At 71.4% G+C, this 13,532-nt stretch carries 13 protein-coding genes; 8 read left to right on the forward strand and 5 right to left on the reverse strand.

The window, feature by feature from the left end; genetic code table 11:
• The 3 genes from MTF65_RS12660 (at position 1) to MTF65_RS12670 (ending at position 1,806) form a co-directional block, all read left to right on the forward strand.
• Positions 1–1,143: an NADH-quinone oxidoreductase subunit D gene (locus MTF65_RS12660; RefSeq protein WP_243628750.1), complete on the forward strand. Its 1,143-nt coding sequence runs from the start codon at positions 1–3 to the stop codon at positions 1,141–1,143.
• Positions 1,144–1,208: 65 nt separating this feature from the next.
• Entirely contained in the window at positions 1,209–1,424 is a 216-nt protein-coding gene (locus tag MTF65_RS12665) for a hypothetical protein (protein ID WP_243628751.1), read from the forward strand.
• 106 nt (positions 1,425–1,530) lie between these two features.
• Entirely contained in the window at positions 1,531–1,806 is a 276-nt protein-coding gene (locus MTF65_RS12670) for a hypothetical protein (protein WP_243628752.1), read from the forward strand.
• 15 nt (positions 1,807–1,821) lie between these two features.
• Here the strand turns inward: MTF65_RS12670 and MTF65_RS12675 are convergent, their stop codons facing one another.
• The 4 genes from MTF65_RS12675 to MTF65_RS12690 all read right to left on the reverse strand — a co-directional run bounded on the left by MTF65_RS12675 (position 1,822) and on the right by MTF65_RS12690 (position 5,453).
• Positions 1,822–2,883 carry a hypothetical protein gene (locus MTF65_RS12675; RefSeq protein WP_243628753.1) on the reverse strand — a complete coding sequence of 354 codons (1,062 nt, stop codon included), beginning with the start codon at positions 2,881–2,883 and terminating at the stop codon, positions 1,822–1,824.
• Positions 2,884–2,975: 92 nt separating this feature from the next.
• A complete protein-coding gene (locus MTF65_RS12680; protein ID WP_243628754.1) occupies positions 2,976–3,974 on the reverse strand; it encodes an ABC transporter substrate-binding protein in 999 nt (332 codons plus the stop codon).
• 53 nt (positions 3,975–4,027) lie between these two features.
• A complete protein-coding gene (locus MTF65_RS12685) occupies positions 4,028–4,702 on the reverse strand; it encodes an ABC transporter permease (RefSeq protein ID WP_243628755.1) in 675 nt (224 codons plus the stop codon).
• A gap of 4 nt (positions 4,703–4,706) precedes the next feature.
• Positions 4,707–5,453, reverse strand: coding sequence for an ABC transporter permease (locus tag MTF65_RS12690; protein ID WP_243628756.1), 747 nt, complete (start codon positions 5,451–5,453; stop codon positions 4,707–4,709).
• A gap of 215 nt (positions 5,454–5,668) precedes the next feature.
• Here MTF65_RS12690 and MTF65_RS12695 point away from each other — a divergent pair, with 215 nt between their 5' ends.
• The 3 genes from MTF65_RS12695 to MTF65_RS12705 all read left to right on the forward strand — a co-directional run bounded on the left by MTF65_RS12695 (position 5,669) and on the right by MTF65_RS12705 (position 8,744).
• Positions 5,669–6,247 carry an IS607 family transposase gene (locus tag MTF65_RS12695; RefSeq protein ID WP_243628757.1) on the forward strand — a complete coding sequence of 193 codons (579 nt, stop codon included), beginning with the start codon at positions 5,669–5,671 and terminating at the stop codon, positions 6,245–6,247.
• A complete protein-coding gene (tnpB, locus tag MTF65_RS12700) occupies positions 6,244–7,701 on the forward strand; it encodes an IS607 family element RNA-guided endonuclease TnpB (RefSeq protein WP_243628758.1) in 1,458 nt (485 codons plus the stop codon). Before MTF65_RS12695 ends, tnpB begins: the two co-directional genes overlap by 4 nt.
• An 80-nt stretch (positions 7,702–7,781) precedes the next feature.
• Complete coding sequence (locus MTF65_RS12705) at positions 7,782–8,744, forward strand: ABC transporter ATP-binding protein (protein WP_243628759.1); 963 nt, start codon at positions 7,782–7,784, stop codon at positions 8,742–8,744.
• 75 nt (positions 8,745–8,819) lie between these two features.
• Here the strand turns inward: MTF65_RS12705 and MTF65_RS12710 are convergent, their stop codons facing one another.
• Entirely contained in the window at positions 8,820–9,929 is a 1,110-nt protein-coding gene (locus MTF65_RS12710) for an esterase family protein (protein ID WP_243628760.1), read from the reverse strand.
• 152 nt (positions 9,930–10,081) lie between these two features.
• On the opposite strand from MTF65_RS12710, the gene MTF65_RS12715 reads away from it, so the two are divergent.
• Both MTF65_RS12715 and folP read left to right on the forward strand, forming a co-directional pair.
• Complete coding sequence (locus MTF65_RS12715) at positions 10,082–11,932, forward strand: phosphatidylglycerol lysyltransferase domain-containing protein (RefSeq protein WP_243628761.1); 1,851 nt, start codon at positions 10,082–10,084, stop codon at positions 11,930–11,932.
• Positions 11,933–12,614: 682 nt separating this feature from the next.
• Positions 12,615–13,487 carry a dihydropteroate synthase gene (gene folP, locus MTF65_RS12720; RefSeq protein WP_243628762.1) on the forward strand — a complete coding sequence of 291 codons (873 nt, stop codon included), beginning with the start codon at positions 12,615–12,617 and terminating at the stop codon, positions 13,485–13,487.
• Positions 13,488–13,532 lie beyond the last annotated feature (45 nt).

The following is a 13,532-nucleotide window of genomic DNA, read 5'->3' on the forward strand; positions in this document are numbered from 1 at the left end:
ATGACGGAGAAGACGGTCGGCATCGGCGGAGCGGCGGAGAGCACCGACATGGTGCTCAACATCGGCCCCCAGCACCCTTCCACGCACGGCGTGCTGCGCCTGCGGCTCGTCCTGGACGGCGAGCGGATCGCCAGCGCCGAGCCGGTGGTGGGCTACATGCACCGCGGGGCCGAGAAGCTCTTCGAGGCCCGCGACTACCGCCAGATCGTGATGCTGGCGAACCGCCACGACTGGCTGTCCGCGTTCTCCAACGAACTCGGCGTGGTCATGGCGGTCGAGCGGATGCTCGGCATGGAGGTCCCCGAGCGGGCCGTGTGGATGCGGACCCTGCTCGCCGAGCTGAACCGGGTGCTGAACCACCTGATGTTCCTCGGTTCGTACCCCCTGGAGCTGGGCGGAATCACGCCGATCTTCCACGCGTTCCGCGAGCGCGAGGAGCTCCAGGCCGTCATGGAGGAGATCTCCGGCGGCCGGATGCACTACATGTTCAACCGCGTCGGCGGCCTCAAGGAGGACCTCCCGGCCGGCTGGCTCGGCCGGGCCCGCGCCGCGATCGCCGACGTCAACACCCGCATGGACGTCTACGACAAGCTGGTCCACGGGAACGAGATCTTCCGCGGCCGCACGCGCGGCGTGGGCGTGCTGTCCGCCGAGGCGGTGCACGCGTACGGGGTCTCCGGCCCGATCGCCCGCGCCTCCGGCGTCGACTTCGACCTGCGCCGCGACGAGCCGTACCTGGCCTACGGCGAGCTCCAGGACGTACTCAAGGTGGTCACCCGCACCGAGGGCGACTGCCTGGCCCGCTTCGAGTGCCTGCTGGACCAGACGCACAACGCCCTCGACCTGGCCGTGGCCTGCCTGGACCGGATGGCCGAGCTGCCGCCCGGCCCGATCAACCAGCGCCTGCCCAAGGTGCTGAAGGCGCCCGAGGGGGCCACGTACGCCTGGACCGAGAACCCCCTCGGCATCAACGGCTACTACCTGGTCTCGAAGGGCGAGAAGACCCCGTACCGGCTGAAGCTGCGCTCGGCCTCGTACAACAACATCCAGGCGCTGGCGGTGCTGCTGCCCGGGCAGCTGGTGGCGGACATGGTGGCCATCCTGGGCTCGCTGTTCTTCGTCGTCGGCGACATCGACAAGTAGCCGACATCGGGAGGTAGCCGACATCGGCGAGGGGCGCTGTCGGTGCGGCCGGGCAGACTGGGGGCATGTCCCACTCCCCCAGACGGGCCTGCCCCTCCTGCGGCCGCGACTGCGCCGTGACCGCCGGCCGGATCGCCCGCCACGACCCTCCCGCCGGCCGGGGGCGCGGCGACCTGGTCTCCTGTCCCGGATCACGGGCCCGGGTGATGCTCGGCGCCTCGGCGCCGACCTTGGACGGCTTCGTCCTGCCCGCGCTTCCCGGGCAGTTGCCGCTGTTCTGAGACGACACAGCCTGAGGCCGTAGCCGTATGAGTTGAGTACGTGGGGCAGGCGCGGCTGAGTACCCGCGCGGATCCCCGTGAGCCCGTGGCGGGCGAGGATGGCCGCATGTCCGTCAAGTACCCCGTGATCGCCGCCGTGCTGCTCCTGCCCGCCCTGGTCCTCGCGAAGATCGCGACCCTGGCCACTTATACGGGCTCCCGGTGCCTGACCTACGGGGGCTGCACACCCTTCCCGGGGGCCGCCTTCGGGGTGCTGCTCGGCGCCGCGCTGGTGTTCATGATCGCGGCGATCGCCGCCCCGGAGACGGTACGCAAGCCCGCGCTGGCCGTGCAGGTGCTGCTGGAGGTCGTGGCGACCGGCCTCGTGCTGGCCTACCCCTGAGCCCCGGAAGGGGCGCTACGAGATCGCGGTGCGGAGCCGGCCCACGTCGATCGGCTCGGTCTCGTCATGGGCCGTCAGGTCGATGACCTGGCCCACCGCGCGGTGTTCCGCCGTGGCCTGCTTGAACTTCGGCTCGGCCGGGCGCTGCGCGGACTCCGCCTTGTGGACGGCGAGGGCCTCCGCGCCCACCACGTCGGCCAGGTCCTCGTTCTGGACGGCCTCGATCACCGCGCGGGCCTGCGCCGCCGTCTTGGTACCGAAGAAGTCGAAGCCGCCCTCGACGCGCGAGGCCGTCCGGCGCTGGGCCGAGTAGGCCGAGTAGGGGGCCACCGCCGCCGCGGGCCGGCGCGCCGGAAGCGCCGCCGGAACCGCCGCAGCCGGAACCGCCGCGGCGGGGGTCGCCGCAGCCGGAACCGCCGCTGCCGGGCTCGCCGCAGCCGGGCTCGCGGGCGGCGCCGGGAGCTCCGCGCGGGCGTGCGCCTGCTCCGCCTTGCTGACCAGCGCCGCCATGGCCGCGCTGGCCCGGGCGTAGCCGACGGCGGTCGGCGCGCCGGCCGAGGTGCGCTCCTCGGTGACCGGCGGGAGTTCCTTGGGCGCGGCAGCGGCGGCGGCCGGGGCCGCGGAGGCCTCGATGGCCAGCAGCCGGCGGCCCTCCAGGGCGCTCGCGCGCTCCGTCTCGGCGGTCGCGTACCGGCGCAGCAGCGCGGCGTGTTCCCCGCGCAGCCCCGCCAGTTCGACCCGCTTGGCGCGCAGCTTGGCGTCGAGCTTGGCGCGCAGCACCCGGGCCTCTTCGAGGTCGGATTCGAGCTCGGCTATGCGCTCGTCGGTCTTCCACTCGTCCTTGACGCGCTCGCGGTCCAGCTCCGCCACCCGGCGGCCGGCCGCGCGGTCCCAGGACCGCATGACGACGGCACCGGCCACGCCCGCGGCCGCCGCGAGGGCCGCGAGCAGGCGCAGAGGCAGCGGTTCCGCCAGCAGCCAGGCCGCGCCGGCACTGGTGACGGAGACACCGGCGACGCTCGTCGGCGTGAGCAGCCGGTGCAGGGGTTCGGGATTGCGGTGGCGTCCACGGGGCATGGCCTGAAATTTACAGGGCCTGGCCCCGGAGTGGGGTAGCCGCCCGACAATCTGTTCCCAGGCAGTTACCGCTCATTTCTCCACCAAACGCATCACTGCTCCTTGGTCAGCAGCCCCTTGGACTCCAGAAACGCCTTCGCGACGTCCGCCGGCTTCGCGCGTTCCGCGTCGACCTTGCGGTTGAGGGCGATCAGATCGGCTGTCGTGAGCGTCTTGGTCAGCTTGTCGAGCGCGGCCGCGACCTCCGGGGCGCCCGCGTCCTTGGCGTTGACCACCGGCAGCACGTTGTCGGCGTTCTGGAGCTTCTTGTCGTCCTCCAGCAGGACCAGGCCGAAGCTGTCGAGGGTGGCGTCGGTGGTCGTGGTCAGCACCAGCTGGTCCACGCCGTCCTTGACCGCCTGCTTCGCCTGCGGGGTGCCGACTCCCTTGGGGTCAATACCGGAAACATCGATTCCGTATGTTGTCTTCAAACCCGGGGCGCAGAACGGCCGGACGGCGCATTCGTCGCCCGCCGCGATCTTCACTTTCAGCCCCGACTTACCAAGATCGGAAAGTGTCTTCAGGTTGTTCTTCCCGGCGAATTCCTTGGTCACCGCGAAGGCGTTCTGGTCGACCGCCGAACCCGCCGGTAGCGCCTTCAGGCCGAGCGGGGCCGCGAGCTTCTCCAGCGCCGCCACCGTCGCCGCCGCGTCGCTCGACGCCACCGGCTTCTCCTCCGGCGCCTTCGGGCCGTTCACCTTGGCGTTGAGGAACTCCGCGAGGGTGGCCGCGTACTCCGGGACGACATCGATCTCGCCCTTCTCCAGGGAGGGCTCGTACAGCTCGCGGTTGTTCACCGTGGTGATCGAGGTGCTGTAGCCGGCGTCCCGCAGCAGCTGCGCGTACAGCTCCGCCAGCACGTTGGACTCGGTGAAGCCGGCGGCACCGATCACGAGCTTGCCCTTGCCCCCGCCGGAGGAGGACCCCGAGGAAGCGGAGGACCCGCCCCCGTCCTTGGACTTCTCCAGGCTGTCGCCGCCGCACGCGGTGAGCGAGGCCGCGAGGGCCACCGCACCCAGTGCCGCGCCGAGGACGCGCGTGGACTTGCTCATGGTTACTCCATTCAAGCGACGAACAGGACGAATAGTTATGAATAGTTACGAATTCAGAGGCGGGCCGCCGCCGGGCGTCGCGGCAGCAGGCGGTCCGCCGCCACCAGCGCGCCCTCCACCACCAGGGCCAGCACCGCCACCAGCAGCGCGCCCGCGAAGACCTGCGCGGTGTTGTACGTGTTGAAACCGGCGGTGATGATCCGGCCCAGGCCGCCCTGGCCGACCATCGCCGCGATCGTGGCCGTGGCGATGACCTGGACGGCCCCCGAACGCAGGCCCGTCATCACCAGCCCCCGCGCGAGCGGCAGTTCCACCCGCAGGAACAGCTGGCCGCCGGACATGCCCATGCCCCGGGCCGCCTCGACCACCGAGCGGTCCACCTCCCGCACGCCCACGTACGCGTTGGTCAGCAGCGGCGGTACGGCGAACAGCACCAGCGCGGCGATGGTCGGCACACTGCCCGCGCCGCGCAGCGGCGAGACCATGAACAGCGCCAGCACCGCGAAGACGGGGACCGCCCGGCCGGCGTTGGAGACGTTCACCGCGAGGGCGCCGCCCTTGCCCAGGTGCCCGAGCCACAGTCCGACCGGCAGGGCCACCGCGCAGGCGATGGCCAGGGCCACCCCGCTCACGTAGACGTGCTCGGCGAGCCGGTGCCAGACACCGTTCTCCCCCGCCCAGTTGGCGCCGTCGGCCAGCCAGTCCCAGGCCCCGCCCAGTACGCCCACGGCTTCAGGCCCCCTTCGCCGACGTCAGGGCCGAGGCCGGGGCCGAGAGCGGACCCGCAGCCGCCCGCGTCGCCCGCCTCGTCCGGGTCGCCCGCGTCCACGGTGTGAGCAGCCGCTCCAGGCCGAGCAGGAGCAGGTCCGCCACCAGCGCGAGGAGGACGCACAGCACCGAGGCGGTGAGCACCTGGGCCTTGAAGGAGCTGTTGACGGCCGGGGCGATGAGGTTTCCCAGGCCGCCCTTGCCGACGATGGAGCCGACGGTGGTCAGCGCGACCGTGGAGACGGTCGCGATCCGGACCCCGGCGAGCACCGCGGGCAGGGCCAGCGGCAGTTCGACCTGCCACAGCAGCCGCCGGGGCCCGTATCCCATCCCGTGCGCGGCCTCCCGTACGTCCTCGGGGACCGCTTCCAGGCCGGCCAGCACGTTGCGGACGAGGATGGTCAGCGAGTAGAGCACCAGCCCGGTCACCACCAGCGCCGCCGACAGGCCGAAAACCGGCAGGAGCAGGGAGAACATGGCGAGCGAGGGGATCGTGTAGAGCAGGGTGGTGAGGCCCAGCACGGGGGCCGCCCAGTGGCGGCCGCGGCGGGCCAGCAGCGCGAGCGGGACGGCCACGGCGAGGCCGATCAGCACCGAGACGCCGGTGATCCAGACGTGTTCGACCGTCGCGTCGGTGAGCTCCTGGGAGCGGGAGGTGACGTACTCCCAGCAGATCCAGTCGTTCGCCACCAGGCAGTTCTGCCCGGCCATCGCCCTCACCCCCCCCTGTCACCGTGCCTGTCACCGTGCGTACGTCTTTGCGGAAAGACCCGCTCCAGGCCGACCCTAACCCGCGCCACCCTCCATGGCCGGAACCTTTCGGAGGGGGCAACGTTCCCTTCACAGAAGGGGCCTGGTGGTGGGTAAACAACAGTTCCCATTTCTTTCAGTGGATATCAGGTGTTCTCAGTGAATATCCTGATGTTGTGAAGCTTTCCGAGTGGGCAGCGCGTAACGGCGTGCACTACCAGACCGCGTGGACCTGGGCGAAAGAGGGCCGTATGCCGGTCCCGGTCGTCCAGACGCCGTCGGGTACGTGGCTCGTGACCGAGCCCGCTCCGCGGGCTGCCGGGCGGGTCGTGGTGTACTGCCGGGTCTCGTCCGGTGACCAGAAAGCGGACCTGGAGCGCCAGGTCGCCCGGACCGTGCAGGGCGCAACGGCCCAGGGTCTCGCGGTCGCTGAGGTGGTGACGGAGGTTGGCTCCGGCTTGAACGGGCGCCGCCGCAAGCTGCACCGCCTGCTCGCCGACCCGGGTGTGGGGACGATCGTGGTCGAGCACCGCGACCGCCTCGCCCGGTTCGGCGTCGAGCACCTCGAAGCCGCCTTCTCGGCCTCCGGACGGCGTCTGGTCGTCCTTGACCGGGCAGAGACCGCCGACGACCTCGTACGGGACATCACCGAGGTCCTCACCTCGATGTGCGCACGCCTGTACGGCCGCAGCTCCGCGAAGAATCGTGCCGCCCGGGCCGTCGCCGTCGCCACCGGCCCGGAGGTGGCCGGATGAAGAAGTTCACGCCGCAGCCCGGCTTCACCGTCCTGGCGCACAAGCTCGCGCTGGACCCGAACGCCACAGCCAACCGTCACCTGCACTCGCACGGAGGCGCCGCGCGTGCCGCGTACAACTGGGCGGTCGCATACATCACCGCCGCGTGGTGGCAGCGCAGGGCCGAGCAGTCGTACGGCATCCCCGAGGACCAGCTCACCCAGTGGCGGTCGTGGTCGCTGCCCTCGCTGCGGAAGGCGTTCAACGAGGACAAGCGCACCAACCCCCGTTTCGCCGGCTGGTGGGACGAGAACTCCAAGGAGGCATACAACACCGGCCTGGCCAACGCGTCGGCGGCGTTCGACAACTACGCGAAGTCGAAGAGCGGCAAGCGCAAAGGCCGCAAGATGGGCGTCCCCCGCTTCAAGTCGAAGCGGAAAGCAGGCCTGACCTGCCGGTTCACCACCGGCACGATCCGTATTGAGCCTGACGGACACCATGTCACCCTGCCCAGGATCGGCACGGTCCGCCTCCACGAGGACGCCTCCCGCCTAAGAGCCCTCTTCGACGCCGGGGACATGCGGATCCTGTCCGCGACCGCACGGCTGGACCGGGGCCGCTGGTTCGTGTCGTTCCAGGTTGAGGAGAAGCATCAGCTGGTGAGAGTTGCCCGCCCGGACGTGGTGGTCGGCATCGACCTCGGCATCAAGACGCTGGCCGTCCTCGCCGACAGCGACGGTGTGCTTGGTGAGGAACCCAACCCACGCCACCTCGACCGCGCGCAGAAGCAGCTGCGCCGCGCCAGCCGTGTCGTCTCCCGCCGTCAGGGCCCCGACCGGCGCACCGGGCAGCAGGCGTCGAAACGCTGGGAGAAGGCCAGCCAGGCGCGGAACAAGATCTATCACCGGGTGGCGAACCTCCGCGAGGACACCCTCCACAAGATGACGACCCGCCTCGCCCGCGAGTACGGCACGATCGTCGTCGAAGACCTCAACGTCGCCGGAATGGGCCGCAATCGGCGCCTGTCCCGCCGCGTCGCGGATGCCGCGTTCGGTGAGATCCGACGCCAGCTCGCCTACAAGGCCCGCCGGCACGGCACGCGACTTGTCGTCGCCGATCGCTGGTACCCCTCCTCGAAGACCTGCTCCCGCTGCGGTGTGGCGAAAGCCAAGCTGCCCCTCAGCATGCGCGTCTTCGCGTGCGAAAACTGCGGCCTCGTCCTGGACCGGGACGCCAACGCCGGACACAACCTGGTCGCCCTCGCGGCCCGCACCACAGGTACCGGAGTGGCCGGAGACCTGGACCCCGCCAAGGCGGAGTCGAAGCCCCGTGGAGCCGACCGGAAGACCCGCACCACCCGCCCGCGCCGCAAGGCCGGGCCGGGGCGGGCAGGTGGCGCAATCCCCAGCCCCCGGGCCGGGAAGGAAACGGGAGACCGTCAACAGGACACCGGCGCGCAACTCGCGCTCTGGTGAGACCGTTACGGACCATTCCGATGGAAACACCGGGATTACTGAGATCACTTGATGATCAAAGCAACGGAAAGATGGCCCCTGTGATCCGATTCGAGCATGTGACCAAGCGCTACGCCGACGGGACGACGGCCGTCGAGGACCTGTCCTTCGAGGTGGCGGAGGGTGAGCTGGTCACGCTCGTGGGCCCCTCCGGCTGCGGCAAGACCACCACGATGAAGATGGTCAACCGGCTGATCGAGCCGACCTCCGGCCGGATCCTGCTCGGCGGCGAGGACATCGCGGCCGCCGATCCGGTCGAACTGCGCCGCCGGATCGGGTACGTCATCCAGCAGGTCGGGCTGTTCCCCCACAAGACGGTGCTGGAGAACACGGCGACCGTGCCGCTGCTGACCGGCACGCCCAAGGCCAAGGCCCGCGCCCGGGCGGGCGAGCTGCTCGAACTCGTCGGGCTGGACCCGGCGGTGTACGGCGGCAGGTACCCGGAACAGCTGTCCGGCGGGCAGCGCCAGCGCGTCGGCGTGGCCCGCGCGCTCGCGGCGGACCCGCCGGTCCTGCTGATGGACGAGCCGTTCGGCGCGGTGGACCCCGTGGTGCGCGAACGCCTGCAGAACGAGTTCCTGACGCTGCAGAAGACGGTCCGCAAGACCATCCTGCTGGTCACGCACGATCTGGAGGAGGCCGTCCGGCTCGGCGACCGGATCGCGGTCTACGGAGCGGGCACCATCGAGCAGTTCGCCCGCCCGGCGGAGGTGCTGGCCGCGCCGGCCACGGAGTACGTCGCGGGATTCGTCGGCGCGGACCGGGGGCTCAAGCGGCTCGCGGTCACCCCGGTCGGAACGGCCGACCTGGAGGCCGCCGACGGAAAAGCCCCCACCGCCGCGGTGGCGTTGGGGGCGACGTTGCGCGAGGCGCTGGCGCTGCTGCTGCAGGGGGACTCCGGCCGGATCGGGGTCACGGATCCGGAGACCGGCGCGCTGGTCGGCGTACTCACCCCGGAGGGGGTGCACCGGGCGCTGCGCCGGGCCCGGCTGCACAAGGCGTAGAAGACGTAGACGGCGTAGAAGGCGTACGAGGCGTAGCCGCGGAGACCGCGGCCGCGCGGGGTGGTCCGTCCGGGCTCAGCCCTGGATGCGGCCGCTCATCCACACCAGCATCGGCGGGATCTCACGGCGCCAGGTGTTGAAGTTGTGGCCGCCGCTGGGAAGGATGATCGAGGAGACCCGGTCCGGGGTCTTCACCTTCTTGATGAACTTCTTGGTGTCGCCGAAGTTCGGCTCGCCCTTCTTGCTGCTGGTGACGAGGAACGACGTACCGGCCGGCTTCTTGTGCTCCATGGTGTGCAGGACGTTCGCGCGCTTCTTCAGCTTCTCGTCCCCCTGGAACAGATTGCCGGTCGTCGGGTCGTTCGGGGCGTCGTAGTACGCGGACAGCGCGGCGGCGGCACCGAAGTTCTGCGGGTAGTGCGCGGCGATCTTCAGGGCGCAGTAGCCGCCCGTGGAGTTGCCGATGAAGCCCATGTTCTGGGGCTTCTTGCCGACCCGGAAGGTCTCGGTGATGGCGCGCGGCAGGTCCTCGCCGAAGAACGTCTCGGTCTGCGGGCCATCGGGTATGTCCACGCACTCGGTGTCACGCGGCGGCGCGACCGTCGGCCGCAGCATGACCAGGATCATCGGCTTCATCTTGCCCGTCTTGGCCTGCTTGAAGGCCGTCATCGGGTAGTTCAGCCCTTTGATCAGGTTCTCGGCGGTGCCCGGATAGCCCGTCAGCACGATGGCGGCCGGGAAGTTCTTGTCCTTGTGCTGCGGCTGGAAGTACTCCGGCGGCAGCCACACGTACCCGGGGCTCGTTATCTTCGACTTCTGCCCGGTTATGGCAACCTTCAGGATCTGCCCGCCGACCTGCGGCTTGCCGCCGCCGGGCACGTCCAGCTTCTGCTTGTCGACGACCTTGATGTCCTTGCTGCTCATCGAGTGGTCGACGACCTTGCCGATCGACGTCTCCTGACCGAACAGGTCGGCCCAGGAGCCGTAGAAGAGGAACGACTTGTTCGCCGCCAGACCGACGGCCGAGAAGAGCGCCAGCTGGGTCGCCAGCAGGAGGCCGATCCGGCCGGTGAAGGCACCCCAGGTGCGGCCGGAGAGCTTCGGCCAGAACCAGACCGTCGCCGCGAAGAGCAGCACACCGGCGATGATGGCCAGCGCCAGAACCGTATTACTGGTGAGACCCATGAGCAGTCAGTCGACTTTCTGATGGCAGGACGAGTTTTTCTCGACGGAAGAGTGAACCGCCTCCTCCTCGATGTCGTCCTAGTGGACGCACCACACTCCGGAGGCTGTCGCGGCCTTCGGCCACATGATCTCTCGCGGAGCAACGGGAAGCGATGTCTAGCAGGATAGATGGCGATAAGTCGGGACAGGTTCCGAGTGGGGTCCGGCGAATCTTCCGCGGACCGCGACCGGAGACCGTACCCGGCCTGGTAGGTACGGCCGTCACGATCGTCGGCCTTCTGGACGTCGCGGCCGGCGTGTTCCCCCGGTTCCGTCACAGCAGGATCCACGCGGTCACCGAGGTGCTGCCCGGCTCCCTCGGCCCCTTCGCCGCGGCCCTCGCGATCAGCGCGGGCGTCCTGCTGCTGCTGCTCGCCCACGGGCTCAAGCGCCGCAAGCGCCGCGCGTGGCGGGCCGCCGTGGTGCTGCTGCCGGCCGGGGCGGTGGCGCAGTTCACGTACCGGCACTCGGTCCTCGGTGTGATCATCGCGGCGGCGCTGCTGGCCCTGCTGCTGCGCCATCAGGGTGAGTTCAAGGCCCTGCCCGACCCGCGCAGCCGCTGGAAGGCGCTCGCGAACTTCGTCCTGATGAGCGCCGGTTCCATCGGCCTGGGCCTGGTCATCGTCAACTCCCACCCGGGCAGGGTCGTCGGCGACCCCGGCGTCTACGAGCAGATCAGCCACGTCGTCTACGGCCTGTTCGGCTTCGAGGGGCCCGTCGACTACGCGGGCCGGATCTCCTGGACCGTCGGTTACTCCCTCGGCGCCCTCGGCATGCTGACCGCGCTCACCACGATCTACCTGGCCTTCCGACCCGAGCACCCGGCCGCCCGGCTCACCTCCGACGACGAGCTCAAGCTGCGCGAGCTGCTCGCCAAGCACGGCGGCCGCGACTCGCTCGGCCACTTCGCGCTCCGCCGCGACAAGGCCGTCGTCTTCTCCCCCAGCGGCAAGGCCGCCGTCACCTACCGCGTCGTCTCCGGCGTGATGCTCGCCTCCGGCGACCCGATCGGCGACGTCGAGGCCTGGCCCGGCGCCATCGAGCGGTTCATGGAGGAGGCCAAGGCCCACTCCTGGACGCCGGCCGTCATGGGCTGCAGCGAGACCGGCGGCGAGGTCTGGACCCGCGAGACCGGTCTCGACGCCCTGGAGCTGGGTGACGAGGCGATTGTCGATGTCAAAGACTTCTCCCTCTCCGGCCGGGCCATGCGCAATGTCCGCCAAATGGTGAAGCGCATCGAGCGCAACGGCTACACCACCAAGGTCCGGCGGGTCAGCGAGCTGACCGAGGCCGAGCTGGAGCAGGTGCGCGGCGCCGCCGAGGCCTGGCGCGGCACCGACACCGAGCGCGGCTTCTCGATGGCCCTGGGCCGGGTCGGCGACCCGGGCGACGGCGACTGCTTCATCGCCACCGCGCACCGCGTGGAGGAGGGCGACACCTCCCCGTTCGGCGACCTCAAGGCCGTCCTGCACTTCGTCCCGTGGGGTGGGGACGGCATGTCGCTGGAGCTGATGCGCCGTGACCGGGCCGCCGACCCCGGCATGAACGAGCTGCTGATCGTCGCCTCCCTGGAGGCGTCCCCCTCGCTCGGCATCGAGAAGGTCTCCCTCAACTTCGCGATGTTCCGCTCGGCCCTCGCCCGCGGCGAGAAGATCGGCGCCGGCCCGGTGCTGCGGATGTGGCGCAGCCTGCTGGTCTTCCTGTCCCGCTGGTTCCAGATCGAGTCCCTGTACAAGTTCAACGCGAAGTTCCGGCCCCGCTGGGAGCCCCGCTTCGTGGTCTTCCGCACCACCCGCGACCTGCCGCGCATCGGCTTCGCCGCGATGCAGGCCGAGGGCTTCGTGACGCTGGCCCTGCCGCGCCTGTTCGCCGGCCGCCGCCGCCCCAAGCCGGTCCGTACCTGCGCCCACAGCCACGTCACCGCGGTCCCGCCCCAGCCCGACCGCGAGCCCGCCGCCGCCTGACCCCTGGCCGGGGCGGAACCCGGACCCCGGTATCCGCCGGCCCCGGAAACCCCGGCCCGGGCCCCCGGGAAGCCCCGGGCGGCCCCACCCAGCCTCGCCGGCGGTTGGGGCGGGGGGTGTTGGGGGGGGCCCCGGGGGGTGCCACCCAGCGGGCGCGGGGGGAGGGAACCCGCGCCGGCCGGCCCCGGGGGGCCCGCCGCCCCCCCCCCTCTCCCCCCCCCCCCCCCCCCGCCCGCGGGGGGCGGCGGCGGCCGCGGGGGCGCCGGGCCCCCCCCCCCCCGAAACCCGGCTCCCCCGGGCACCGGGCTCCGCCCGGACCCGCGCCTCAAACGCCGGCGAGGCTGGAAGTACGGGTGATCCAGGGCAGCCGCCCCGCGCGGTGCCCGTCGAGGCTGGGCCACCGGCCCGAGGCCCCGCCCAAAAGGCCGGCGCCCCGGCAGGGCCCGCGAAGTGCGGAACAACCGATGCCCCGGCCCCGTATGCCCGGCCAAGGCACCAACCCAGAGCGCCCGGCCCGAGCACCGGCGGCCCAGCGGGCCACGGGCGGCCGGAACGGCCGATGCCCCGGCCCCCGTACCGCCCGGCCAGGGCAGGGGCCGGGGACGATCGGGGTTCCCGTATCGCCCGGCCAGGGCAGGGGCAACGGACCCTGACATATCCAGGGCAGCTCTACCCTTGACCTATGAACACGAACCGCAGGGCCGCCGACAGGGGCCGGGTCACAGGTCTGCCGGAGTGGGATCGCTGCGGGGTCATGGGCGTCGTCAACGTCACCCCCGACTCCTTCTCCGACGGCGGCCGCTGGTTCGACACCACGGCGGCCGTCAAGCGCGGTCTCGACCTCGTCGTCCAGGGAGCCGACCTCGTCGACGTCGGCGGGGAGTCCACCCGGCCCGGCGCCCCCCGCGTCGACGAGGAGGAAGAGCTGCGCCGGGTCGTCCCCGTGGTGCGCGGCCTGGCCTCCGAAGGCGTGGTCGTCTCCGTCGACACCATGCGCGCGTCCGTCGCCGCGCGGGCCGTCGCCGCCGGCGCGGCCCTGGTCAACGACGTCAGCGGCGGACTCGCCGACCCCGGCATGATCCCGGCCGTCGCGGCCGCCGAGGTGCCGTTCGTGGTCATGCACTGGCGCGGCTTCAGCGACACCATGAACCGCCTCGCCGTCTACGAGGACGTGCTCGCCGAGGTCACCGCCGAGCTGCGCACCCGTATCGACGCCGTCGTCGCCGGCGGAATCGCCCCCGAGCGGCTCCTCGTCGACCCGGGCCTCGGCTTCGCCAAGAAGGCCGAGCACGACCTGGCCCTGGTCGCCCACCTCGCCGACCTGCGCGCGCTCGGCTTCCCGCTGCTGGTCGCCGCCTCGCGGAAGCGTTTCCTCGGCCGCATCCTGGCCGGGGCCGCCGACGCCGCCCCGCCGCCGGCCCGTGAGCGGGACGCCGCCACGGCCGCCGTCTCGGCCATCGCCGCCCACCAGGGCGCCTGGGCCGTACGGGTGCACGAGGTACGGGCCACCGCCGACGCGGTTCGCGTGGCTCGCGCCGTGGAAGGGGCTCTTTGATCCGGACACCCGTCCGGACATCGACCCACGGCAGCGGCCCGCGGC

The organism is Streptomyces sp. APSN-46.1 (assembly GCF_022815725.1).
GTDB lineage: Bacteria > Actinomycetota > Actinomycetes > Streptomycetales > Streptomycetaceae > Streptomyces.

What these genes read in the sequence shown, in the direction of transcription:
- tnpB (WP_243628758.1), top strand. Translation starts at nt 6,244, where the DNA reads ATGAAGAAGTTCACGCCGCAGCCCGGCTTCACCGTCCTGGCGCACAAG.
- MTF65_RS12680 (WP_243628754.1), bottom strand. Translation starts at nt 3,974, where the DNA reads ATGAGCAAGTCCACGCGCGTCCTCGGCGCGGCACTGGGTGCGGTGGCC.
- MTF65_RS12690 (WP_243628756.1), bottom strand. Translation starts at nt 5,453, where the DNA reads ATGGCCGGGCAGAACTGCCTGGTGGCGAACGACTGGATCTGCTGGGAG.
- MTF65_RS12660 (WP_243628750.1), top strand. Translation starts at nt 1, where the DNA reads ATGACGGAGAAGACGGTCGGCATCGGCGGAGCGGCGGAGAGCACCGAC.
- MTF65_RS12675 (WP_243628753.1), bottom strand. Translation starts at nt 2,883, where the DNA reads ATGCCCCGTGGACGCCACCGCAATCCCGAACCCCTGCACCGGCTGCTC.
- folP (WP_243628762.1), top strand. Translation starts at nt 12,615, where the DNA reads ATGAACACGAACCGCAGGGCCGCCGACAGGGGCCGGGTCACAGGTCTG.
- MTF65_RS12665 (WP_243628751.1), top strand. Translation starts at nt 1,209, where the DNA reads ATGTCCCACTCCCCCAGACGGGCCTGCCCCTCCTGCGGCCGCGACTGC.
- MTF65_RS12710 (WP_243628760.1), bottom strand. Translation starts at nt 9,929, where the DNA reads ATGGGTCTCACCAGTAATACGGTTCTGGCGCTGGCCATCATCGCCGGT.
- MTF65_RS12715 (WP_243628761.1), top strand. Translation starts at nt 10,082, where the DNA reads ATGTCTAGCAGGATAGATGGCGATAAGTCGGGACAGGTTCCGAGTGGG.
- MTF65_RS12670 (WP_243628752.1), top strand. Translation starts at nt 1,531, where the DNA reads ATGTCCGTCAAGTACCCCGTGATCGCCGCCGTGCTGCTCCTGCCCGCC.